Origin of the sequence: Sediminicola sp. YIK13, assembly GCF_001430825.1 — a bacterium.
Taxonomy (GTDB): Bacteria; Bacteroidota; Bacteroidia; order Flavobacteriales; family Flavobacteriaceae; genus Sediminicola.
Genome location: NZ_CP010535.1, coordinates 2,529,675 through 2,552,248 on the forward strand (window position 1 = coordinate 2,529,675; position 22,574 = coordinate 2,552,248).

Here is a 22,574-nt window from a genome sequence, read left to right on the forward strand (position 1 = left end):
TTAAAAACCCCTTTTGCAAGGGGGTTTTATTTCTTTTGGATTAGAAATCAGCGTCGAAACTTAATTTCTTATTGTCTGCTTCCTTTTCTTTGTTCAGAACTCCGGCTTTTTGATATTCAGATACTCTTTTTTCAAAAAAGTTTGTTTTGCCCTGTAGGGATATCATATCCATAAAATCGAATGGGTTGGATGAATTGTATACCCTATCACATTCCAATTCTACCAACAACCTATCCGTTACGAATTCCAGATATTGCGTCATCAACTTGGCATTCATCCCAATTAAGCTTGCCGGTAATGATTCTGTAATAAATTCACGTTCTATGTTAAGGGCATCTACAAGGATGGCCGTAATTCTTTCCTTGGGCACTTTATTCACCAAGTGGTGATTGTGCAAATGCACGGCATAATCACAATGCATTCCTTCGTCCCTGGATATAAGCTCATTGGAGAAGGTAAGTCCTGGCATTAGTCCTCTTTTCTTTAACCAAAAAATGGAACAGAAGGCACCGGAAAAGAAAATCCCCTCAACAGCTGCAAATGCGATCAATCTTTCGGCAAAACTTGGAGACTCTATCCATTTAAGGGCCCAATCTGCCTTTTTCTTAATGGCAGGAAAATTGTCAATGGCATTGAAAAGCAGATTTTTCTCTTTCTCGTCCTTCACATAGGTATCGATCAAAAGGGAGTAGGTTTCCGAATGGATATTCTCCATCATGATTTGAAAGCCATAGAAAAACTTAGCTTCCGAATACTGCACTTCACTTACAAAGTTCTCGGCTAAATTTTCATTTACAATCCCATCGGAGGCTGCAAAAAATGCCAATATGTGTTTTATGAAATAGCGCTCATCATCATTGAGCTTATTTTTCCAATCAATCGGATCCTGGTGAAGGTCAATTTCCTCAGCAGTCCAAAAACAGGCTTCACACTTTTTGTACCATTCCCACAAATCGTGGTGTTGAATGGGGAAGATTACAAATCTATCCTTATTTTCCTGTAAAATGGGCTCTACTGCTGTTGACATATGTTCTGATTTAAGTATTTTGTGTATTGGGGCGATAATATCCCCTACTCTGGGAGTAACAAAGATTGAAAAATGTAAGCAATAAACGAAGGTTGTTTTATCATTTAAATTACAAAGTTTTTAACACTCTATGTTGAAATCTAGGCTCGCCAGCGATGTTTGTTGCATTTGTGGAATAGGACAGATTTGGAATAGGATCTATGGAAAATTAAACGAAAATGGTTTGTAGAAAATAAACCAAAAAGTATTAAAAATTAGACCTTTCGGTTTACTTCAAAACAAAAGGAGCAACTTTTTCAAGTTGCTCCTTAAACTAATTCTTAAATGATACTGCCAAACCTTACGACCCTTCAATAGATAGTATATTCAATATTACCATAAATGGATCTGCGGATTTAGGTAGTTCCCCCGAAACCTAATAACCAAGCAGATTTCCAAAACCAACACGTTGGTTAGGTTTTCCAATAGGTTGTATTTCCATTGAGTAAGGCTTTACCGTACATGCGAATGTTTAATTAAAAACAAACTGCATTGGGTCGTACATGTGGCCTGACAGTTTCATTAACTTAATAACTAATTCTATTACTTTTCTGTATTCTCGGTCAAAAAGCTCTTAACTTTTATTTATTGGCCAAGATTATGTCAATCCCTTTTACATCTTTTTTAAGAAGACCATCAATGCTGTCATTATCTACAATGACCGTTTTGCGCTCCTCCATTACTTCATTATTGTCTGTTACACTAGCAAAAATTAACAAGACTATCAGTATTGAAAATAAAATTAAACACTTCTGCATGATTCAAGTATTTACATTCTATTGCTTCCTATTGCAATCAAATCCTTCAGGCATCTCACCCACTGTAAAGCAAGAAGCTGCTCATTCTACCTTTTCTAAAAAAGGACCGTCTAAACTATTACGGACAACGAATATAACAGATAAACAGTACTCTAAGGCATCCATATGTATAAGTGGTACGCAATTTTGTATAATTTGCAACTCCAATCAACCATTCATTTTTTTTATTAAAAATTGAAAACATAGAAGGAAAAATCACCTATATTATTGGCTTTGATTTCAATTAATGACTACTTTTAAACTTTATTGAATCATTTATTCACTAATGGCCCCTTGACCTTATCTCCATTTCGAAATGGGCTCGATTTATTAATTGGTATTTAGTTAATCTTTATCCATTTGAAATGTTAGAAACAGTAATAGTAGACGATGAAATAAAAGCGATACAAGGACTATCATGGGAGCTTACCAACTTTAGCAATGAGATAAAGGTTGTTGCGTCTTTTACCAATCCTTATGAAGCCTTGGAATATCTGGAAAAGAACACTCCTGATTGTCTTTTTTTAGATATTGAAATGCCCGCTATGGATGGCTTTCAGTTTATACAAAAGATCGCCAACAAGAATTTCCCAGTGGTCATCACTACTGCATACAACCAATACGCAATAAAGGCATTGAAAAATGAAGCCATAGACTACCTTTTAAAACCAATAGACAGTGATGACCTCAGCGAGACTATAACCAAGATCAAAAAATTCAATCAGAAACATTACAGTGCCGATAAGTTGGAAAAAATATTAATGAATTTCAACAATAATGCTATTCAAAAGAAAATAACGATCAACACAGACGGCAAACTACTTTTTCTTGAGAACAGCGAAGTCCTTTATGCAGAATCCGATGGCAATTACACCACCCTATTTCTAACTGACGGACAAAAAATTCTGCTCACCAAAAAATTAAAGGAAGTCAATGAAATGTTGCCGAAAGATTGTTTCTTTCGAGTCCACAACTCGTACATTATCAACCTTAATAAAATAAAGGAATTTCTAAAAACAGATGGATACGTGGTATTGTCATCCGATCATAAAATCCCTGTTTCTCGCCAGAAAAGATCTGATTTCCTAGATATGTTATAAGAATTAGTCAGGATTCCCCATGTTGAAAAAAAGCACATCCAACAAAGATTCATATTACTTTTTAAGGAAGCCCTTCTTGTTCTTGATTGTTGCACTTTCACTACTGGCCATCAGCCATGCACAAGAAATTTCAGATAAGCAAAAAAATACCATTGCAGAAATTTTACAAAAACAACCAAGAACCAATAAGGAACTTGAATCAGCCTTAAAATCTGCGCAACAAGACACCATCCTGCTCAATTATTTCCTCAATGCTTCCAGAAATAAAAAATACTATTTAGGTGAAGCGTTTGCTTTAAACCAATTAGGCACAATTTATCAAAACCTATCCCTTTTTGACAAGGCCATATCCCTTCACCAAGATGGTTTATCCAAAGCCGATTTGGCGGATAGCCCTGAACTTAAAATTCATAGCTTGAATATGTTGAGTTTGGCCTACTTGAGAAAAAATGCCATACAATCCGCCCTGGACAATGCCCAATCTGCCCTTGACTTGGTAGCTGGGCTGGAAAACCCTTCTGATGAAATTAAAAGGAGTAAAAACGTATCCTTAAATAGAATAGGCAACATTTACAAAAACTTGGAGCAGTGGGATTTGGCCATTCCAAGATTTAAGGAAGCCATAGCGCTGGAGAAGAAATTAGGCAATAATCTGGGCCTCGCAATTAATCATCAAGATATAGGCGAAAGTCTGGAGGCACAGGGAAAACTTAAAGAGGCATTGAGCAGTTATCTTACCGCTTTGGCATATAATGAAAAAGTGGGCCTACCGAGCATTAATTTAAAATCTAACTTGGGAGTCGCCCATATTTATGTACACCAGGATAAACTAGAAGAAGGGCTCCGTATTTTGGAATCACTCCTTGCACCTGCAATTGAATTGGGGAATATGGAACTGATTTCAGAGATCTACATCAACACGGGTTGGACATTCTTGCAACTCGTTCAATATGATAAAGCCGAGGAAAACCTCCTTAAGGGCTTCGAAATTGCCCAAAACTACAAACTTGACAGCGAAATGGAGGAAGCCTATGTGTTTCTATCCGATTTAAGTGCTAAAAAGGGCGAATACAAAACGTCCATGGAGTATTACAAAAAAGCGAGGGGAATAGAAAGACGTACCATAAATGACAGAAACCGACGTTATGTTGCAGATCTCATCAATCGCTCGGAAACAGAAAAAATGAATAGTCAACTGGAAGTGTTGGCCAAAGAAAATGAGATTGTCAAACTAAAATTGCGCAAAAATCAAACTACACTGCTGATCAGTGGGTTTGCACTGGCCCTATTGTCCAGTATTCTATATATCCTTTTCTATCAGCGACAATTGAAGAATGAAAAACAACTTTTGACATTAGAAGCAACCATGCTCCGTAGTCAAATGAATCCGCATTTCTTATTCAATTCATTGAATTCCATCAAGCTATACATTATCAATAATGAGAAGAAGAATGCTGTACATTACCTCAATAAATTCTCAAAATTGATACGTAAAATTTTGGAAGCTTCCTCTGTACGGGAAATATCATTGGCCGATGAACTGGAAACAGTCCAACTTTATATGAATATTGAGAACATTAGATTTAACGAGGAGATCGATTTTGACATGGTGATCGATGAAAATGTAGATATACATACCATTAAAATACCCTCGTTAATCCTACAACCTTTTTTGGAAAACTCACTGTGGCATGGGCTTTCAGCTAAAGAAGGTCAGAAGAGCATAGAATTGCGAATAAGCAAAGAAAACAAGTATTTCACAAATATTACCATTACTGACAATGGTATAGGAAGGGAGACCTCTGAAAAAAATAAAAAAAATAGGGTCATCAAACGAAAATCAGTAGGTATCAATATTACCAAAGAACGTTTGGCAAATTTTTCTAAGGACTACCAAAACTCCTTCACGGTGGATATTTTGGATTTATATGACGATCAAAAACGTCCTTGTGGCACTAAAATAAGTCTTAAAATTCCTACTATTTAGCGTGTTCATTGGCCACTTCCTCTAGCTCACCATACCATTTTTTGCCAAATTTTCTAATGAGTGCCTCCTTTACAAATTTATAGATCGGAACTTGGAGTTCTGCTCCCAAGGCACATGCCGGGTCACAAATTTCCCATTTATGGTAATTTACAGCAGTAAATTCTGTGTATTCCTTTATGCGAACGGGGTACAAATGACACGAAACGGGTTTTTTCCATTTTGTAGCACCCTGATTATAAGCCTCTTCCAGACCGCATTTGGTAATACCATCATCCGAAAAAATAACATAGGCACACTCACTACCGTTCACCAAAGGAGTTTCCCATTCTCCGTCTTCTCCCTTTACAAAAGCGCCCTGCTCTTCAATGGCAGCAATGCCCTCAGGTCTCAAAAATGGCTTAACATCACTGTATATGTTCACCAACAATTCAGTCTCTTTATCCTCCAAGGGCGCCCCTGCCTCCCCATCAATACAACAACCTCCCTTGCAGGCATTCAGATTGCACACAAAATCTTTCTCTATAATTTCCTCGGACACCAAGGTTTTACCTAATTGGAACATAATTCGTAAATAAGGCGCAAAGATACTTCTTTCGTCCTAAAATGAGGTAGAATAATTTCCATTAGGATATCTGTAAGGAGTTTATAAAACGTAGTTTTGCAGGATTAAAAAAAGATCGACATGCAATTTAATTTCAATTTCAAGGAAATATTTACTGCCAGCATGATTTTGTTCGCCGTAATTGATATTGTAGGCAGTATTCCTATTATAATATCCCTTCGCAACAAGGTGGGCCATCTTCATTCGGGCCGTGCCTCTATTGTTGCGGCATGCATCATGATCGCCTTTTTGTTCATTGGGGAAGAAATTTTAAAGTTAATAGGGATAGATGTCAATTCCTTTGCCGTGGCAGGATCCTTTATACTTTTCTTTTTGGCCATCGAAATGATATTGGGAATCTCCTTATATAAAGACGATATTCCCGAGACCGCCTCCATTGTTCCAATAGCCTTCCCTTTGATTGCGGGAGCAGGTACCATTACAACGCTACTCTCTTTGCGATCTGAATTCCTCGTGGAAAATATTATTGTTGCGGTAATCGTAAATATTATTTTTGTTTATCTGGTCCTGAAGTCCTCCAAGAAAATAGAAAAGGTATTGGGCAAAAATGGCCTTGGTGTGATCAGAAAAGTTTTCGGCGTAATTTTACTGGCCATTGCGGTGAAGTTATTTGCCAGCAACATCAACGAATTGTTTTAAATTTGCATATGCCCCGTAAGTTTTAGAGGGTCATGTCATTTAAGAATAAAAATTATGAACAGAATTCTAAGCATTATCCTGATCACCTTGGCAATTGCTTTAATCGCCTACAATGTGATATTAATCAATTTTGAAAATCCTCTGGAAGGAGACAGTATCATTGCCATTATAGGAATCGTGGCCTCCCTTTGTGCCATAGTCCTGTTGCTGATTTTTATAGCTTCAAAAAAAATTCAGAATAAGGTAGATGAAAACTAGAACCTAGTTTTTATTACTCATTAGTCCTTTTGTGGATTTTGGGATTGTCCAGCTCCATGACCTTTTGCAGCATGGCATCGCCCTCATTTTTGATCTTTGCATAGATGTTTGGATCATACAACTGTTCTGCCAAGGAGGCTTTTATATATAATTTGATCTTATCTTCGAAATCGTAATATGCCAAATTTAAGTTTCTAATGACTTTAATACCTTCGGCGTACTTGATGAATTTCTCAAATAAGATGTCATCTACTTTAAAATCATAAATGAATTCGTTTTTAGACAAATAAGAATACCTATTTCTATCCTCATCCAAATGCTCAAATACAAAGCGGGATATTAATCCCAAACTCTCTATAGATTCTATAGTCTCCATTTCATTGGAACCTATGGGCACAAAAACATCCGGAATAATTCCACCGCCCCCATAGACTACTTTACCTTTTGGGGTAGTAAACTTTAGGGAATCTGCCACCTTAATACTGTCTACAGAAAGCAGCTCCCCATTGTGGTATCTATTCGTAAACTTTTCGTAATAGTCCTTGTTTCCGTTTTTATAATCCTTTTGGATAGACCTTCCCGTAGGTGTGTAGTATCTGGAAATAGTTAGACGAACGGCAGACCCATCACCAAGATCCATTTCACGTTGCACAAGGCCTTTCCCAAATGAACGACGTCCTATAATGGTTCCTATATCATTATCCTGCAAGGAGCCAGCAATAATCTCACTCGCTGATGCCGATCTTTCATTGATGAGCACATATACCGGTTTGTCCTCAAAATCACCTTTCTTGGTGGCGAACGATTTGTTTATTTTTCCGTTTTTGTTTTTTGTGAACAGAATTAGCTTTTTATCTGGCAAAAACTCATCCGCTATCTCCTCCGCAATCCCTAAATACCCTCCTGGGTTATCCCTAAGGTCCAAGGTCAACTTCCTTGCGCCCTGATTTTGTAACGTATTTAATGCGGCTTTAAACTCTTTGTAAGATGATTCCGCAAAACGATTCAACTTAATATATCCCATATCAGGGGTTAACATGTAGAAGGCCTCCACACTTTTTATGGGAATTAAATCCCTCTTTATGCTCACGTTGAATTTCCTGTTGTCCTTTTTCCGAAAGATATTCAAGTTAACCTTGGAGCCTTCTTTTCCTTTCAGCTTTTCTACTATGGAACTGTTGGGCATGTTCTTTCCAAAAAGTGTATCTGTATCTGCAACCAAAATTCGATCCCCTGCCTGAAGCCCCTTTAGGTAACTAGGTCCATTCTCCACGGTACGGATAACCGCTATGGTATCCTTGTACATGTAAAAATTTACACCGATGCCCACAAAATCACCTTTCATGTTCTCAGTAACCTTTTTCATTTCCTCTTTTGGGATATAAACGGAATGGGGATCCAGTTTGTCCAAGATATTATTTACCGTAACATCAACGATACTATCGGTATTTATATCGTCCACATACTCATAATCAATATAATCTATAAGCCTATTGAGCTTATCCTTTTTTGAATTGGTGGTGAACAGTTTCTCCGGAGAATCATTAAAATGTAACTTTCCGCCAATTAAGATGCCTATGGCAAGTGCCAATGCAATTACTGTAGGCCATATATAACTGTATTTGCTTTTCATAAGTTACTTTTTATGAACTGAATTCCTCAATAGGCATATAAGTGATTTCCACCCCGGCCTTCTCTAAAAATTGCAATCCCGAATCATCTTTGTACGCTCGCTGATATACCACACGTTTTATGCCAGATTGATGGATCAGCTTACTACATTCCTTACAAGGTGAAAGGGTGATATATAAAGTAGAACCCTCACAGGATTGAGTAGAGGACGCCACTTTTGAAATGGCATTGGCTTCTGCGTGGAGCACATACCATTTGGTATACCCTTCACCGTCCTCGCAGCTATTCTCGAAGCCGGTGGGAGTTCCGTTGTAACCATCGGATATTATCATCCTGTCCTTTACGATAATGGCACCTACCTGCTTGCGCTTGCAATAAGACAATTTGCCCCATTCTCTTGCCATCCTCAAATAAGCGGTATCGTATTTTCTTTGTTTCTTGTTCTCCATCAATACTTTAAATCACCATGGATCGCGATAGACCTTTCATCTCACCATGACCCATTACAACTTCAAAGGTACACTAATATACCCTCTTTGTAATATTCCAACAACCTATTAAGGTTAATATTTAGTGAAAATCTACCAAGGGTAAGTTTCTACCAACATGGGGATGACAATTGCGATAATCAATATAGAGGCAACCCCTATAAAGAGGGGCACCCTTACCTTTGCCATTGATTGAATCAGGTAAGATATTAGCAAAACAAATAGGATGATAAACACCTGGGAAAGTTCTATTCCGGTGGCAAAACCAAGCAGAGGCATGAGCTTTTGCTCCTCTTCTGCCATTAACATTTTAAAATAATTGGAAAAGCCAAAACCATGGATCAGCCCAAAAAATGCCGTTGCAAACAAATGTATACCGGTATTCTTGTTTTCAAGGGAGTTAATGGCATACCATAAATTGAATAGGGCCGTGAACAAAATGGTAATAGGAATTAAGAATTCAATCAAGGCGACATCCATGATAACCAAATCATAGACCGACATTGCCAAAGAAAGACAATGGGCCACTGTAAAGACTGTCGCCAATAACAATACCTTTTTCCAATCCTTGAAAGTAAACGGTATTGCCAAGGCCGAAAGAAAAAGAATATGATCGTATGCGTTAAGGTCTAAAACATGATCCAGACCCATCTGAAGGTAGAACCAGAAATTTTCCATAATTGGTTTAGTTATCGTTGATTATTAATAAATGTCTAAAAAAACCTCAAATATTACAAACCTCGTTCCATTTGAATGGTCTCGTAAGCTTTTTGAACCTCTTTAAACTTTTCTTCCGCACCCTTTTTTATAGCCTCATTTTCTGTATTCACCCTATCCGGATGGTATTTTTTAGCCATGGTCCTATATGCTTTTTTCACTTCTTCATCGGATACAGATCTTTCAATTTCCAAAATCTTGTACGCTGTATCCGCAGATTTTACGAACATGGCCTTTATGCTTTCAAAATCGATCATACCCACATTCAAATACCCGGCAATTTCCTTTATTTTTTCAATCTCTAGAGGGCTTATACTTCCGTCGGATTGCGCAATTCCGAACAAAAAGTGCAGTAATTGGAGTCGCACCTCATACCGTGTGCGTTGATTGAGATAGGCACAAATTCTGGCAGCAGAGATCTCTCTCTTTTTAATTACCTCGTTAAAAGTCCTGAAAATTGCATTTGCCTTATCCTTGCCATAGGTACTCAAGAAATACTGCCTCACATAATCCAGCTCCCTCTGGGTAACATTGCCATCGGCCTTGATGACAACAGAACATAAGGAAAGAAGGTTTAATTCAAAATCTGCAGGCGACACGCTTTGACTCTGGCCCCCTCCAAAAACTGATCCGCCACCTGAACCACGGTTCCTAAGACTATCAATATAACTACCAATCAAAAAACCTACTATGGCACCTGGAAACCTAAACACATAATACCCCAAGATGGCGGCAAACCATTTTATCATCCTATAAAATTTTTTCAAAGATATAATATTACGAGAGAAAAGAACCCCTAATGAAAAGTTAAGGCACATGCAGTAAATGATACAAAATGGTTACCTTTGTCAGATATCTAAATCATTAAAAATTAGACTATGTATCCTGCAGAATTAGTTAAACCAATGAGACAAGATCTGGCATCTGCCGGATTTGAAGAATTATATACGGCCGAAGCTGTTGAGAAGGCCATCAATCAAGAAGGTATTACATTAGTAGTGGTGAACTCTGTTTGTGGTTGTGCTGCAGCCAATGCAAGACCTGCCGCCAAAATGAGCCTTAAGAACAGTAAAAAACCAGACCATTTGGTAACGGTATTTGCCGGGGTTGATACGGAAGCGGTAAATGCTGCAAGGGGACTTATGGTTCCTTTTCCTCCATCTTCTCCAAGTATGGCCTTGTTCAAAAATGGCGATTTGGTTCACATGATTGAGCGTCACCATATTGAAGGAAGACCAGCAGAAATGATTGCTGAGAACCTGATGGAAGCCTATAACGAATTCTGTTAGTTTACATTTCCCTGGCTTTTTTAAGGTGCTGGGAATAACAGAGTAAAAAATAAAAAGAGAAACCGTGCTAGTCATGGTTTCTCTTTTTATTTTTGTGTCATGCAAAAAATATTGGCCTACCCCTTCTCAATCGTTTACCAGATTTTATTTGGCCTTACCTTGTTGGTATTCCATCCCATCCAATGGTTCGCCTTTAATGTATTTGGATACCCTGCTTTAAAGAGAACTGTCAGTATTTTAAATTTTTGCCTACTACGATGCTCCAACGTTCTTGGAACCACATATACCTTTAACAACCCGTACGACATCCCAACTGACCGGCCTTTGATCATTGTTGCCAACCATCAGAGCATGCATGATATTTCGCCCATCGTTTGGTATATGAGGAAACATCATCCAAAATTTGTGAGCAAACAGGAACTCGGAAAAGGTATCCCCAGCGTATCCTATAATTTAAGGCATGGGGGATCCGTGCTGATCGACCGAAAGGATAGCAGGCAAGCTTTGACTGAAATTGCAAAACTTGGAAAATATATAGAAGCCCATAACCGCAGTGCCGTAATCTTTCCTGAGGGCACAAGAAGTAAAACCGGGCATCCCAAAAAGTTCCAGACCATGGGGCTGAAAATATTAATGAAAAATGCCCCTTCGGCTTTGATCGTACCCATAAGCATCAATAATTCTTGGAAAATGTTGCGCTACGGTAAATTCCCTAATGCCTTGGGGAACCATATCACGCTAGATGTGCACCAACCTCTCGAAATCAGTGAAGATAAAGATGCGCTCATTGCCAAAGTAGAACAACAGATCACTTCTGGAATAACTTCATTTGCATGACAGACACCCAAATAGTAGAAGAAACCATTGCCTTTGTCAAGGAAACCCTTAAAGGTGCTGAAGGCGGACATGATTGGTTCCATATTCAACGTGTATTTAAAAACACCCTGCTGATAGCAAAGGATGAGCAGGTAAATATCTTAGTGGTTAGCCTTGGGGCCCTATTACATGATATTGCCGACGCAAAATTTCATGGTGGTGACGAATCCGTCGGTCCCAAACTCGCCACAGAATTTTTAACCTCCCTTGAAGTTGACCCAGGAGTTATTGACCATGTCGTAAAAATTATTGAAAATATATCCTATAAATCCAGTTTAGAACCTGGGAAAGATAAATTTAAATCTCTAGAATTAGCTGTAGTCCAAGATGCCGACCGTTTAGATGCCATTGGCGCCATAGGTATTGCAAGGGCCTTTAATTACGGTGGCTTTAAAAATAGGGAGCTTTACAACCCGGATATTGCTCCCAACCTAAATATGTCCAAAGAGGAATACAAAAAATCCACTGCCCCTACGATCAACCATTTCTACGAAAAGTTGTTGTTGTTAAAAGATAAGATGAACACTGAAAGTGGTAAGAAAATAGCAGCACAAAGACATCAGGTCATGTTGGATTATTTGGAGCATTTCTTTATGGAATGGAATGGAACCTCTTAAAGAGCCATATACAACGCTAAAGGAATCCGTGCCTGTTGTACAAAAACGGGGGTTGTAGTTTTCATTTTTTTGTATCTTCAAACTGAAAACTAGAATCCGACCAAAATGCAAAGAAGAAAATTCATCAAAAATGTGGCGGCCACCTCGGCGGCCTTTTCTATAGTCCCCAGTTTTGTGCTTGGGAAAAACCATGTTCCACCCAGTGATACCCTTTATGTTTCTGCATTTGGTGTTGGAGGACGTGGCGGCGGCGTTATACGGGAATTAACAGCAACCGGAAAAGTAAAATTTGTATCGTTCTGCGATGTGGACAAGCGCATGGTCGCCGAAAGTCAGGCCCTACATCCAAATGCCAAAATGTACAAGGACTTTAGAAAGGTTTACGACAAACATTTAAAAGAAATAGATGCCATTATGGTGGCAACTCCAGACCATAACCATGCAACCATTGCATTGCCCTATATGCGTGCCAAAAAACACGCCTATGTAGAAAAACCTCTTGCCCACAATATTTATGAGACCCGTTTAATGACCGAAGTGGCCAAAGAAAACGGAATTGTCACACAAATGGGAAACCAAGGGGCCTCCAGTGATGGTAGCCGACAGGCCAAAGAATGGATCAAATCAGGTATCATAGGAAAAATAGAAAAAGTTGATTGTTGGACCAACCGTCCTGTATGGCCACAAGGTGTAAAAATACCTGTTGGCAACGAACAGGTCCCTAAAGAATTGGATTGGGACCTTTGGCTTGGACCTGCAGCAATGAGGGACTATAACCCCGCCTACCTTCCTTTCAAATGGAGAGGCTGGTGGGATTTTGGAACTGGAGCCCTTGGCGATATGGGCTGCCATATCATGGAAACTCCTTTCAGCACCTTGGACTTGGGCTACCCCACGGAAGCGGAGGCAAGTTGCACCACCGTATGGGTAGGGGATTTTGTTGAAGCAGATTACAGTTCTTCCTGTCCTCCATCTTCCATAGTACGCCTCAAATTCAATACTGAGGAACATGGGGACATTGCCCTAAATTGGTATGATGGCGGTCTTAAACCAGATTTACCGGATGAATTAAAGAACGATGAAACCATAGGTGATGGTGGTGGGGGAAGTATCTTTTACGGCACCAAAGGAATTTTGGTGTGTGATACCTATTCCAGAAATCCAAGATTATTACCTTCAGAGACCATGAAGCTATTTAATGCTCCAGAGCCATATCTTCCTAGGATTACGGGCACACACGCCAGCAATTGGGTGGAAGGCTGTATGAACGGAACCGGTACTTCCTCTGATTTTTCAAGGTCAGGACCATTGACGGAAGCTGTGCTTATGGGGAACTTGGCCATTAAAGCCTACCAATACAAGGAATTCAAGGAAGGCAAGAAAGCAGGTGATTGGGATCCTTTCAACTATCCTGGAAGGCGTAAATTGCTGTGGGATGGCAAGAACATGAAAGTTACCAATTATGAAAAGGCCAACGAATGGGTGAAGCGCGATTATAGACCAGGTTGGGAACTCAGCTAATTCTATTTTACATTATACGGCCCACTTTAACCTTGTTAAGTGGGCTTTTTTTATGCTTTTAAAATTATTGGAACAACGATAACTGTCCAACTTTATATCTTTCATGAAGCCCAGTATTGAGCTTTGGAAACGTTTTATCCTTAAAATATTTGGCCTTTGCCAAATGGACCATGGCGTGAATGTGTTCTGCTATTTTCCCATCGCCCTTTCCTCTAACTCCAAACCTGCTATCGTTCAAGGAACCTCCATGGCAGGCCGCAATTTGATGCAGCACCTTTTCTGCCCTATCCGGTAAGGTCTTATGTATCCAATCTGTAAAAATTTGACCTATGGCCCCATTGAGCCGCACAAGGGTAAAAGCCATGGAAACAGCTCCATGATCTGAGGCCACTTTGGCCAGATCCAGTATTTCATGGCTGTTGATTCCCGGAATGATGGGTGCCAACATGGCATTGACGGGAATGTTGTTTTCCGATAATATCCGTATGCTTTCCAGTCGTTTTTTAATGGTTGTGGTTCTCGGTTCCAAAATACGCCTCGTATCTTCTGAAAGGGAGGTGACGGAAATATTGACCCCTATTAAATTATCCTTGGCCAATTCCTTTAAGAGGTCCAAATCCCTTAATAGCAGGGCGTTTTTGGTAATGATCCCTACTGGATGTTTGTATTTTAGAAATACCTCCAGACAGGCCCTGGTAATTTTAAATTCCCTTTCCGCAGGTTGGTAACAATCCGTATTGCCCGAAAGAACAATGGTATCCGCTTTCCAACTTTTAGATTTTATTTTTTCTTCCAATAAACGAGGTGCATCTTTCTTGATAAGAATCTGCCTTTCAAAATCCAAACCGGCACTATAACCCCAGAATTCATGGGAATTGCGGGCGTAACAATAAATACATCCATGTTCACAGCCTTGGTAGGGGTTCATGGAATAATGCATCCCAACATCGGGACTTGTCACTTTGTTGACAATGGTTTTGGGAAAAATGGGAAGGTATTTGGTCTTATTCTTATCTGCCTCTTCCCCATCTAAACGACAGAACTCCAAGAAATCATCTCGCTGTTCGTGAATATCCTTAAGAAACCGATTATGGCTATTATGCTGGGCACCACGCCCTTTGAGATATTCGTTTGATTTCAAAATATGGATTTATTCCAAAAATATGGAATATTTCCAATATTGAAAATTTATTTAAACGTTACTTTTACCAATTGCTTTTTAGATCCCCTTTTGGCATAAAAGAGCATACTATTATCTTGTTTATTGGTATAGGGCAAAGAAACCATTAATGGAAGTCTGGCGTCCTTATCATCAATAAACTTTTCGTAGCTCATATTCCCTTGGGCATCCAATTTGATCATAAATACATTTCTGTTTCTGCTGTATCCCTGTCTAAAGATTATACGCTCGTTGCTCAACTGTTGTGGGTTCTCGCTGGCAGTACTGATAAAAAAGTAAGTATCGTTGCCCAAGGTGTAGGAACTATATGAAGCGTAGGCCGCATCATTCTGGGTCACCTCCGACTTATTGATGTTTCTGGTCCAGATCAAATCTCCCGCTACATTTAGTTTGGCACTTACCATATCATTATAATGGTATCTATCAATGTGCAATCGGGCACCACTTGCATCCTGTTGGACGCTCTTGGTCACGAAATACTCTTCCGCATTAAAGAGGATATCCTTTTCTTCGGTAACACTAACGTCTTTAAAAATAAGGTTATTAATCTCTCTTTCTTCCCCTTTCCCAAATTTATCCAGCATAAATTGCTGGGAAAAAGGATGGTATTTTTTCTGGAGGAGCTCCAAGGAATTAGGATCCATTTCAAAATAGACCAACCCATTATAACGATTGTCCTTTCTATCGGCATAAAAACCTACAAATACCAACTTGTTATCAATGAGTATGGGCTTTAGAGCTTCTGAAAATTTACCGGGATCATCAAATGTTTGGGTCTTGCCCCCATTTTCATCTATGAGCAATAACTCATACTGAAACTTCCTTTCTGTTGCCGCAAATCGCTTTTTCTTGTAATACGCTTTCCCTATAAGATATACTTTTTTTAAATCCTTGGAAATCGCGATATCTTCAAAAGCATAATTTTTCTCTTCAATCTCCGCGGAAAAATCATACTCCATCAACTTGGTCCCAGTGGTATCGAACAAATAGATGTAGTGCTGGTTATCCTTTCGTTTTTTAAAATGGGTGGTAATTGCAAAGGCCGATTTATCTTCATTGAACAATACCGATGTGGTAAATCCAGAACTAAAATTTCTATTGTAGTAATTCTTGTCCAACGCGTTCTCTACCTCCACCGATTCAATGGAGAGAATAACATTCTCTTTAAAATTCATCATCGACAAAGGAGAAGAATGAATAACGTATTCATAGGATGCCGTGCCTTGATTATATCTTAATAATAGGAGATGTAAATGGCCATTCTTGATATAGCCATCCACATAATCGATATCGGTAATCTTATAGTTAAATTCTGAAACCAATTCCAGATCCTTATTATAGTGTTCAATATAGAATCCTTTTGGTCTAAGGATAAGTCCGGTAAAATAAGATCTTACCAAGATTGAACCTCCCTCCCCATCATCCGCAATGGTCAGTAGATTCGAATATTTGTAACGGTCACTGTACCGTTCCCCAAAATCATAACTAACCGGCATTTTTTGAGCATGGGAAACCGTGGTGGCCACCAACAGAAAGAATATAATAAGCTTGGTTTTCATAGAAATAGTAGGTTTAAGATTGGTTATGACCCGGGGAATTCAGCTTTGCGTTTTTCCAAAAATGCCGAGGTACCTTCTTTAAAATCAGCGGTACCAAAACATTTTCCAAACGCTTTTATTTCAGCTTTATATCCGTCCACATCATTTTTAAAACCCGCATTTACGGCTTTTATTGCATAACCAATGGCCACAGATGAATTATTCGATATCTTGCTTGCCAATTTCTCACATAAGGGCATTAATTCATCTTGGGTGACCACATAATTCACCAAACCATGGGACAATGCTTTTTGAGCATCCATCATCCCTGCTGTCATAATCATTTCCATGGCAATTCCTTTACCCACTAACTGTGGTAAGCGCTGTGTACCCCCATAACCTGGAATCACCCCAAGGGAGACTTCTGGGAGTCCCATTTTGGCATTATCACTTGCCACCCTAAAATGACAGGCCATGGCCAATTCCAAACCACCCCCTAGCGCAAAGCCGTTCACTGCTGCAATGACAGGGGTAGAAAGGTTTTCTACAAAACTAAAAAGCTGTTCTTGCCCTTTTTCAGACAATTTATGTCCTTTTCTCTCACTGAAATGTGCAAATTCAGAAATGTCGGCACCGGCAACAAAAGCTTTTTCCCCACTTCCGGTGATGATGATGGCCTTGACGGTCTGGTCCTTATCCAATGCTTTAAAAGCGTCATGCAGATCTTTTATAGTGGCCTTGTTCAAGGCATTCAATTTTGTTGGCCTATTGATGGTAATAATTGCTCTTGCGTTTTTCTGTTCTACCAATATGTTCTCGTAACTCATTGTTCTATTTTTTTATCAGTTGTAATTTATTCAATTGGGGCCCCTACGATAGGTTAGACTCCTTATATAACGAACTACTATTCTTTAGGGAACCTTACGGTAAATACCGTTCCCTTTCCTTCTTGAGTAGTAAAATCTATGGTCCCTTTGTAAGTTTCCACAATATTCTTTACCATCCCCAAACCAAGGCCCATACCGCTCGACTTTGTTGTGAATTTTGGTTCAAATACCTTATCCCTAAACTCATCTCCGATCCCAACTCCATTGTCAGCAACCATTATTTTTACTTGGGTTCCTTCCGAAGCCACAGAAACCAAAATACGAGGAGATTCCACCGTTGGCACGGCCTGAATGGCGTTCTTAATCAAATTGGTGATCACCCGTATCAGTTGGGTACGGTCTAGCTTGGCAATTATCTCATCCTCCTCGCAAACAAAATGTATGTAGTCTTCCTGAAATATATCCAACGCCAATTTTACAATTTTCACAACATTCAGAGTCTCGTTCTGTTGTGCGGGCATTTCTGCAAAATTGGAAAATGCCGAGGCAATATTACTTAAGGTATCTATCTGCTGGATTAGGGTTTTGGAATACTCATCTACCTTCTGATCAATGTTGGGGTCTTTAGGGTCAAATTTACGCTCAAAACTCTGGACACTAAGGCGCATGGGTGTCAAAGGATTTTTTATCTCATGGGCCACTTGTTTGGCCATCTCCCGCCATGCCTGTTCCCGCTCGCTTCGTGCCAATTTCACAGCACTTAGCTCCAACTCGTCGATCATGGCATTATAAGCTTCTATCAGCTTGCCTATTTCCTGACTGGGATTGTCCACTAAGATTTTCTCATTCCGCTTTTCAAAATTGGTCTGGTTCAATTTATCGGATACGGTTTGTAAGGACCTCGTAATATACTTGGATATAAAATAAGCGAGTGCGATAGCTATCAACAACATCAATAGATATACCCCTCCCAAACGCATCAAAAATTCCTTTAATTCCTTGTTGTTAAATGAATTATCCTCAAAGTAGGGCAGATTAAGGATCCCAATCGGTTTAAATTTTGTGTCCGTTATATAGGTATAGGACGCCTGGTATTTATCCCCGGCCGTACTCTTCTCCTCTACATAGCGCTCATCGATGCTGGCCGCCAAATTATTCAATACCTCAGCAGAAAGACAAGTAGAGATGGAGTCCCTTTCGAAAGTGGGTCTTGAGCTCTTTATCAATTGGCCTTCTAGATCATAAATGTTGAAATTCACATTTTGCACATCGGCAATCTGATATATCTCATCCATAAAGATAAATTCCAAATTCTCGGTAGTAACCGGATAGGTGGTCTTTTGGATGGTATAAACGATACTTTGTTTGATCTGTTCTTCCTTTCGCTCCAGACGATCTGCATGGTAATCTTTGGATTGTTCTCGGTATTGATAAATAGTTACCCCTGCGATCAATACGGATGCAATGAGCACCAATAAGATCATTGTGATAAATATCCGGGATCGTAACGATAGTTTTGTCAACAAGAATGTCCTATTTTGTGCTAAATATAGCAATTATCAAGCCAAATGGAGGGTGCCTTATGCAACTGCCCCAAAAAGAGCCATATTAAGCATTCGGGTTTTTCCTGCGGATACTTTTATACAACTTAATTCCTAGCATTAAGAGTACGCCAAGGGCAATGATGCCCACAACCCCAAAAATCCAATTAAAGGTATTCTTTAGGATGACCAAGAATACCACAGCGAAAAGAATCAAGGTAGCCCCTTCGTTCCATAGTCGCATAAAATTGGAGGTATAACGAACCTCATCCCGCTGCAATTGTCGGAATATTTGATGGTTTTTTAGATGGTATAGGATCAACAGGAGCACAAAACCCAATTTTATATGCATCCAAGGCTGTTGCAGCCATACTGGCATTAAGACCAGCAACCAAATAGCAAAGATGGTTGCCAGGATCGCAGATGGCCATGTAATGATGTACCACAGTCTTTTGGTCATAAGTTTCAACTGCTCGGTGAGGATTTCCTTTTCCGGGGAACCCTTCTGTGAGGCCTCAATATGATAGATGAACAACCTGGGGATATAGAACAATCCAGCGAACCAGGTGATCACAAAGATGAGATGTAGTGATTTTATATAATTATAATAGTCTTGCATTTTGTTCTCCTATGAGCTCACAAATTTCGGGAATATATATTCAGTAACAAATGGAAATATTCCATTGGGTGTTGAACAACTATCCATTTCCAAACCTTATTCCGCTAGTCTAATGGCGCCGATCCCTGCATTCCACAACTCCTTATTAAACGAGGGAATATCTGTTTCTAAAAACTTTATAGCTCTCTGGTTCAGCATCTTCCATTGGGTATCCAACTCCTTTTTCCTATCCACAGACGATTGGTTTACCCTGGGGATACCACTACTGGTCTGATTGATCAAAAACAGGTATTCGGCAGTAAATTTATTGGGAAAATTCTCCACATCGTCATACGCTTGGGACTTCCGTTGTACCATTTCTTCGTCCCATGTCTGGAGTTGTGCAATTAGATTTTCCCCCTTTGTTTTCACGGGTGACGCTTTCAATACCGATACAATGTCCTTTAGCTGCTGTTGAACCGCATACAAAAGGTTAACTTTTTGATGCATATCAGACACATTTTCCTCCATTGCCAACATCCGGGTATTATAGGTTTCATATTGCCCCGGACTTGTTTGATAGGTGGGAATTTCCATGATGGTACCCGTGGTTTCTACAGTTTCTTTTGAAGTCCTCAAAGTAAGGGTATAGTCTCCAGGGGACACCGTATGGCCCCGAAAATCTGCCTCTATATAAACATTGGGAATACCGGTCATTATGGGATATTTCATATCCCATACAAAACGGTTGAGTCCCTCCTTTTTTGAAAGAATCGGAGCAGGAGGCGGTCCACCTCCGTTGTTCTTCACATATTTAGGGTCCTTTTCAGAACTGATGCTCCGCACCAAATTCCCTTTGGCATCATGGATTTCTAGGGAGATGCTAGTTGAATCGGACATTTTTGGCAATTCATAATAAATTACCATCCCATTCGCGGGATTGATCCCATTAAAAGCATCTGTCCCATTAAAATCCTCCGAATTACCACTCAAAGGACTTCCCCAAGAGCCATTATATGTAGCACTTGGTTTTAAAATCTTGACCCCATTTTTACCGGGCATATATTGCGATAATGCGGTAAGATCATCGAGAATCCAAAAAGAACGGCCTGAAGTGGCCACAATTAAATTATCGTTATGGACCTTTAAGTCTGTAATCGGGGTTTTGGGAAGGTTCAACTGGAAGCTTTCCCAATTTTTTCCGCCATTCCATGAAATATATACTCCCTTTTCCGTGCCGGCATACAACAAGTCTTTTCTAGTTGCATCTTCGCGAACTACTCTTGTAAAGCTTCCATAGGGTATCCCTGCACTTATGCTGGTCCAGCTTTTTCCATAATCAGTGGTCTTGTACAGCGCAGGGGTATAGTCATTGAATTTGTATCTAGTAGTGGCGATATAGGCAGTCCCAGGCTCGTGGGGGGACACCTCTATGGCATTTACCAGGCATTCCTGAAGTCCCTTTGGTGTCACATTTTCCCAACTTTGGCCTCCATTTTTGGTGATATGGACCAATCCATCATCACTGCCTGTCCAGAAAACACCTTTTTCGTGAGGAGATTCTATCATATAGGCAATGGTTCCGTAGTTTTCGGCCCCCACCGCTTCATTGGTATACGGTCCGCCACCTTTGCCTTGCTTGTCGTCCATATTCCGTGTAAGGTCAGGGGATATTTCTTCCCACGTCACCCCCTTATCACGTGTTCTGAGCACTAATTGTGCGCAATGGTAGTATGTATCGGATTCATGTTGGGACTTTATGATAGGCGCATTCCAATTGTAGAGATATTTCATATCCCTGGCCGCACGTCCCAAATATTGAATAGGGGCTGCCATGATCTGTGTGGAAGCTTTGGAATCCATATCCAATAGCTCTATGGTCCCCAGATAACTCCCACCCATTACGTACCTTGGATTATTGGGATCAAAGGCCAAAAAAGCACTTTCTCCACCTGCGGTATAAGTCCAATCCTGTTCGGTAATACCGCTTCTACCCGTAGACAGGCTTGCTATTTTAACTGCGGTATTGTCCTGTTGGCCACCATAGATATTATAGGGGAAAAGGTTATCCGTACTGATCCGATAGAACTGCGCCGTAGGCATATTGCGCTGAGTTGACCATGTTTTTCCAAAATTAAAACTGATACCGGCACCACCGTCATCGGCTATGACCATATTTTTAGAATTGTGCGGGTTGATCCAAAGATCGTGATAATCCCCATGTGGCCCCGAGAGGGTTTCCCAGGTTTTCCCACCATCCAGGGAACGCAGGGCAGGCGCACTAAGCACATAAACCGTATTTTCATCATTGGGATCCGCAAAGACCTCAATGTAGTACCAGGCCCTTTGGACAAGTCGATTATCGCCACTTACCATATTCCATGATTTTCCTGCATCTTCGGAAACAAAAAGTCCGCCCTGATCATTATCCGAATCACTTTCTACCAAAGCATATACTTTATTGGAATTTGCCGGACTCACGGCAATGGCCATTTTACCCTTTTCTTCAGGTAGGCCCTTATGGATTTTAAACCAAGATTCTCCCCCGTCGACCGACTTATAAAGGCCACTGCCTTCTCCACCGCTGATCACCATATTTGGTTTACGTTGGTGGTGCCACATAGCGGCATATAGCACTTCTGGGTAGTTGGCATCTATGGAGAGTTCTACTCCTCCGGTCAGCTCATTTACAAAAAGGACATTCTTCCAGGTAAGTCCTCCATCAATGGATTTATAGATGCCCCGCTCCTTTGTTGGACCGTAAAGGGCGCCTTGAGCGGCAACCCACAGCACATCGGGGTTTGTGGGATGTACCACAATTCTAGAAATGTGCTGGGTGTTTTCCAACCCCATTTTCTTCCAGGTTTTACCTGCATCGGTAGATTTATAGACTCCATCTCCATAGGAGGTCATGACCCCTCTTGGGGCATGCTCCCCCATTCCGCAAAAAATAATATTTGGATTGGAAGTGGAGACTGCCACGGCACCTACCGACCCCAATTCAAAAAAGCCATCAGAAATATTTTCCCATCGTTGTCCTGCATCAGCAGTTTTCCACAGTCCGCCACCGGTTGTACCCATATAATAGGTAAGGGGATCACCGACCACCCCCGTAGCCGCAACCGAGCGTCCTCCGCGAAAGGGGCCGATATTACGATATTTCAAAGGTGAAAAATATGTTTCCGCAGTTTGAGCAAAAACCATGGTCAAAGGCAACAAGCAAACAAAAAGTAAGAGCTGTTTTTTCATAAGGTATAGATCGGTTAAATGGTACTTAAAGA

At 40.1% G+C, this 22,574-nt stretch carries 21 protein-coding genes; 8 read left to right on the forward strand and 13 right to left on the reverse strand.

Going from position 1 to position 22,574, the window contains the following annotated elements; all coding sequences use genetic code 11:
• Window positions 1-40 precede the first annotated feature (40 nt).
• Entirely contained in the window at window positions 41-1,027 is a 987-nt protein-coding gene (locus tag SB49_RS11290) for a ribonucleotide-diphosphate reductase subunit beta (RefSeq protein ID WP_062056651.1), read from the reverse strand.
• A 620-nt stretch (window positions 1,028-1,647) separates the two neighbouring features.
• Complete coding sequence (locus SB49_RS16040; protein ID WP_156036453.1) at window positions 1,648-1,824, reverse strand: hypothetical protein; 177 nt, start codon at window positions 1,822-1,824, stop codon at window positions 1,648-1,650.
• A gap of 404 nt (window positions 1,825-2,228) precedes the next feature.
• Here SB49_RS16040 and SB49_RS11295 point away from each other — a divergent pair, with 404 nt between their 5' ends.
• Both SB49_RS11295 and SB49_RS11300 read left to right on the forward strand, forming a co-directional pair.
• The gene (locus SB49_RS11295) at window positions 2,229-2,963 is read left to right on the forward strand and encodes a LytR/AlgR family response regulator transcription factor (RefSeq protein WP_062056653.1); all 735 of its coding nucleotides are present in this window, start codon (window positions 2,229-2,231) and stop codon (window positions 2,961-2,963) included.
• Between the two features lie 19 nt (window positions 2,964-2,982).
• Window positions 2,983-4,950 carry a tetratricopeptide repeat-containing sensor histidine kinase gene (locus tag SB49_RS11300; protein WP_062056655.1) on the forward strand — a complete coding sequence of 656 codons (1,968 nt, stop codon included), beginning with the start codon at window positions 2,983-2,985 and terminating at the stop codon, window positions 4,948-4,950.
• On the opposite strand, the gene SB49_RS11305 is transcribed toward SB49_RS11300, so the two are convergent.
• Complete coding sequence (locus SB49_RS11305) at window positions 4,943-5,512, reverse strand: DUF3109 family protein (RefSeq protein ID WP_062056657.1); 570 nt, start codon at window positions 5,510-5,512, stop codon at window positions 4,943-4,945. The genes SB49_RS11300 and SB49_RS11305 overlap by 8 nt on opposite strands.
• Before the next feature lie 120 nt (window positions 5,513-5,632).
• Here SB49_RS11305 and SB49_RS11310 point away from each other — a divergent pair, with 120 nt between their 5' ends.
• Both SB49_RS11310 and SB49_RS11315 read left to right on the forward strand, forming a co-directional pair.
• Window positions 5,633-6,211 (forward strand): MarC family protein, encoded by a 579-nt coding sequence (locus SB49_RS11310; RefSeq protein ID WP_062056659.1) that lies wholly within the window; start codon window positions 5,633-5,635, stop codon window positions 6,209-6,211.
• Window positions 6,212-6,265: 54 nt separating this feature from the next.
• Window positions 6,266-6,469 carry a hypothetical protein gene (locus SB49_RS11315; protein WP_062056660.1) on the forward strand — a complete coding sequence of 68 codons (204 nt, stop codon included), beginning with the start codon at window positions 6,266-6,268 and terminating at the stop codon, window positions 6,467-6,469.
• 13 nt (window positions 6,470-6,482) lie between these two features.
• Here SB49_RS11315 and SB49_RS11320 read toward each other — a convergent pair whose 3' ends face one another.
• The 4 genes from SB49_RS11320 to SB49_RS11335 form a co-directional block, all read right to left on the reverse strand.
• Window positions 6,483-8,102: a S41 family peptidase gene (locus tag SB49_RS11320; protein WP_062056663.1), complete on the reverse strand. Its 1,620-nt coding sequence runs from the start codon at window positions 8,100-8,102 to the stop codon at window positions 6,483-6,485.
• A 10-nt stretch (window positions 8,103-8,112) separates the two neighbouring features.
• Window positions 8,113-8,550 (reverse strand): deoxycytidylate deaminase, encoded by a 438-nt coding sequence (locus tag SB49_RS11325; RefSeq protein WP_062056664.1) that lies wholly within the window; start codon window positions 8,548-8,550, stop codon window positions 8,113-8,115.
• A gap of 132 nt (window positions 8,551-8,682) precedes the next feature.
• The gene (locus tag SB49_RS11330; protein WP_062056666.1) at window positions 8,683-9,267 is read right to left on the reverse strand and encodes a HupE/UreJ family protein; all 585 of its coding nucleotides are present in this window, start codon (window positions 9,265-9,267) and stop codon (window positions 8,683-8,685) included.
• A 53-nt stretch (window positions 9,268-9,320) separates the two neighbouring features.
• Complete coding sequence (locus SB49_RS11335; protein WP_062056668.1) at window positions 9,321-10,055, reverse strand: tellurite resistance TerB family protein; 735 nt, start codon at window positions 10,053-10,055, stop codon at window positions 9,321-9,323.
• A 129-nt stretch (window positions 10,056-10,184) separates the two neighbouring features.
• Here SB49_RS11335 and SB49_RS11340 point away from each other — a divergent pair, with 129 nt between their 5' ends.
• From SB49_RS11340 to SB49_RS11355, 4 genes are all read left to right on the forward strand, one after another.
• Window positions 10,185-10,595 carry a BrxA/BrxB family bacilliredoxin gene (locus SB49_RS11340; protein WP_062056669.1) on the forward strand — a complete coding sequence of 137 codons (411 nt, stop codon included), beginning with the start codon at window positions 10,185-10,187 and terminating at the stop codon, window positions 10,593-10,595.
• A 99-nt stretch (window positions 10,596-10,694) separates the two neighbouring features.
• The gene (locus tag SB49_RS11345) at window positions 10,695-11,432 is read left to right on the forward strand and encodes a lysophospholipid acyltransferase family protein (RefSeq protein ID WP_062056671.1); all 738 of its coding nucleotides are present in this window, start codon (window positions 10,695-10,697) and stop codon (window positions 11,430-11,432) included.
• Window positions 11,429-12,088 carry an HD domain-containing protein gene (locus SB49_RS11350; RefSeq protein WP_062056673.1) on the forward strand — a complete coding sequence of 220 codons (660 nt, stop codon included), beginning with the start codon at window positions 11,429-11,431 and terminating at the stop codon, window positions 12,086-12,088. The genes SB49_RS11345 and SB49_RS11350 overlap by 4 nt, the downstream gene beginning before the upstream one ends.
• A 105-nt stretch (window positions 12,089-12,193) precedes the next feature.
• Window positions 12,194-13,609: a Gfo/Idh/MocA family protein gene (locus SB49_RS11355; protein WP_062056675.1), complete on the forward strand. Its 1,416-nt coding sequence runs from the start codon at window positions 12,194-12,196 to the stop codon at window positions 13,607-13,609.
• A gap of 64 nt (window positions 13,610-13,673) precedes the next feature.
• On the opposite strand, the gene SB49_RS11360 is transcribed toward SB49_RS11355, so the two are convergent.
• The 6 genes from SB49_RS11360 to SB49_RS11385 form a co-directional block, all read right to left on the reverse strand.
• A complete protein-coding gene (locus SB49_RS11360; protein WP_062056677.1) occupies window positions 13,674-14,750 on the reverse strand; it encodes a PA0069 family radical SAM protein in 1,077 nt (358 codons plus the stop codon).
• Window positions 14,751-14,797: 47 nt separating this feature from the next.
• On the reverse strand, window positions 14,798-16,348 hold the full coding sequence (locus SB49_RS11365; protein ID WP_062056679.1) for a hypothetical protein: 1,551 nt from the start codon (window positions 16,346-16,348) through the stop codon (window positions 14,798-14,800).
• Between the two features lie 23 nt (window positions 16,349-16,371).
• A complete protein-coding gene (locus tag SB49_RS11370) occupies window positions 16,372-17,154 on the reverse strand; it encodes an enoyl-CoA hydratase/isomerase family protein (protein ID WP_062056682.1) in 783 nt (260 codons plus the stop codon).
• A 77-nt stretch (window positions 17,155-17,231) separates the two neighbouring features.
• Window positions 17,232-18,638, reverse strand: a complete 1,407-nt coding sequence (locus SB49_RS11375; RefSeq protein ID WP_062056684.1) for an ATP-binding protein — start codon at window positions 18,636-18,638, stop codon at window positions 17,232-17,234.
• Between the two features lie 124 nt (window positions 18,639-18,762).
• Complete coding sequence (locus SB49_RS11380; protein ID WP_062056686.1) at window positions 18,763-19,314, reverse strand: CopD family protein; 552 nt, start codon at window positions 19,312-19,314, stop codon at window positions 18,763-18,765.
• Between the two features lie 96 nt (window positions 19,315-19,410).
• Window positions 19,411-22,542, reverse strand: coding sequence for a VPS10 domain-containing protein (locus tag SB49_RS11385; protein WP_062056688.1), 3,132 nt, complete (start codon window positions 22,540-22,542; stop codon window positions 19,411-19,413).
• Between the last annotated feature and the right edge of the window lie 32 nt (window positions 22,543-22,574).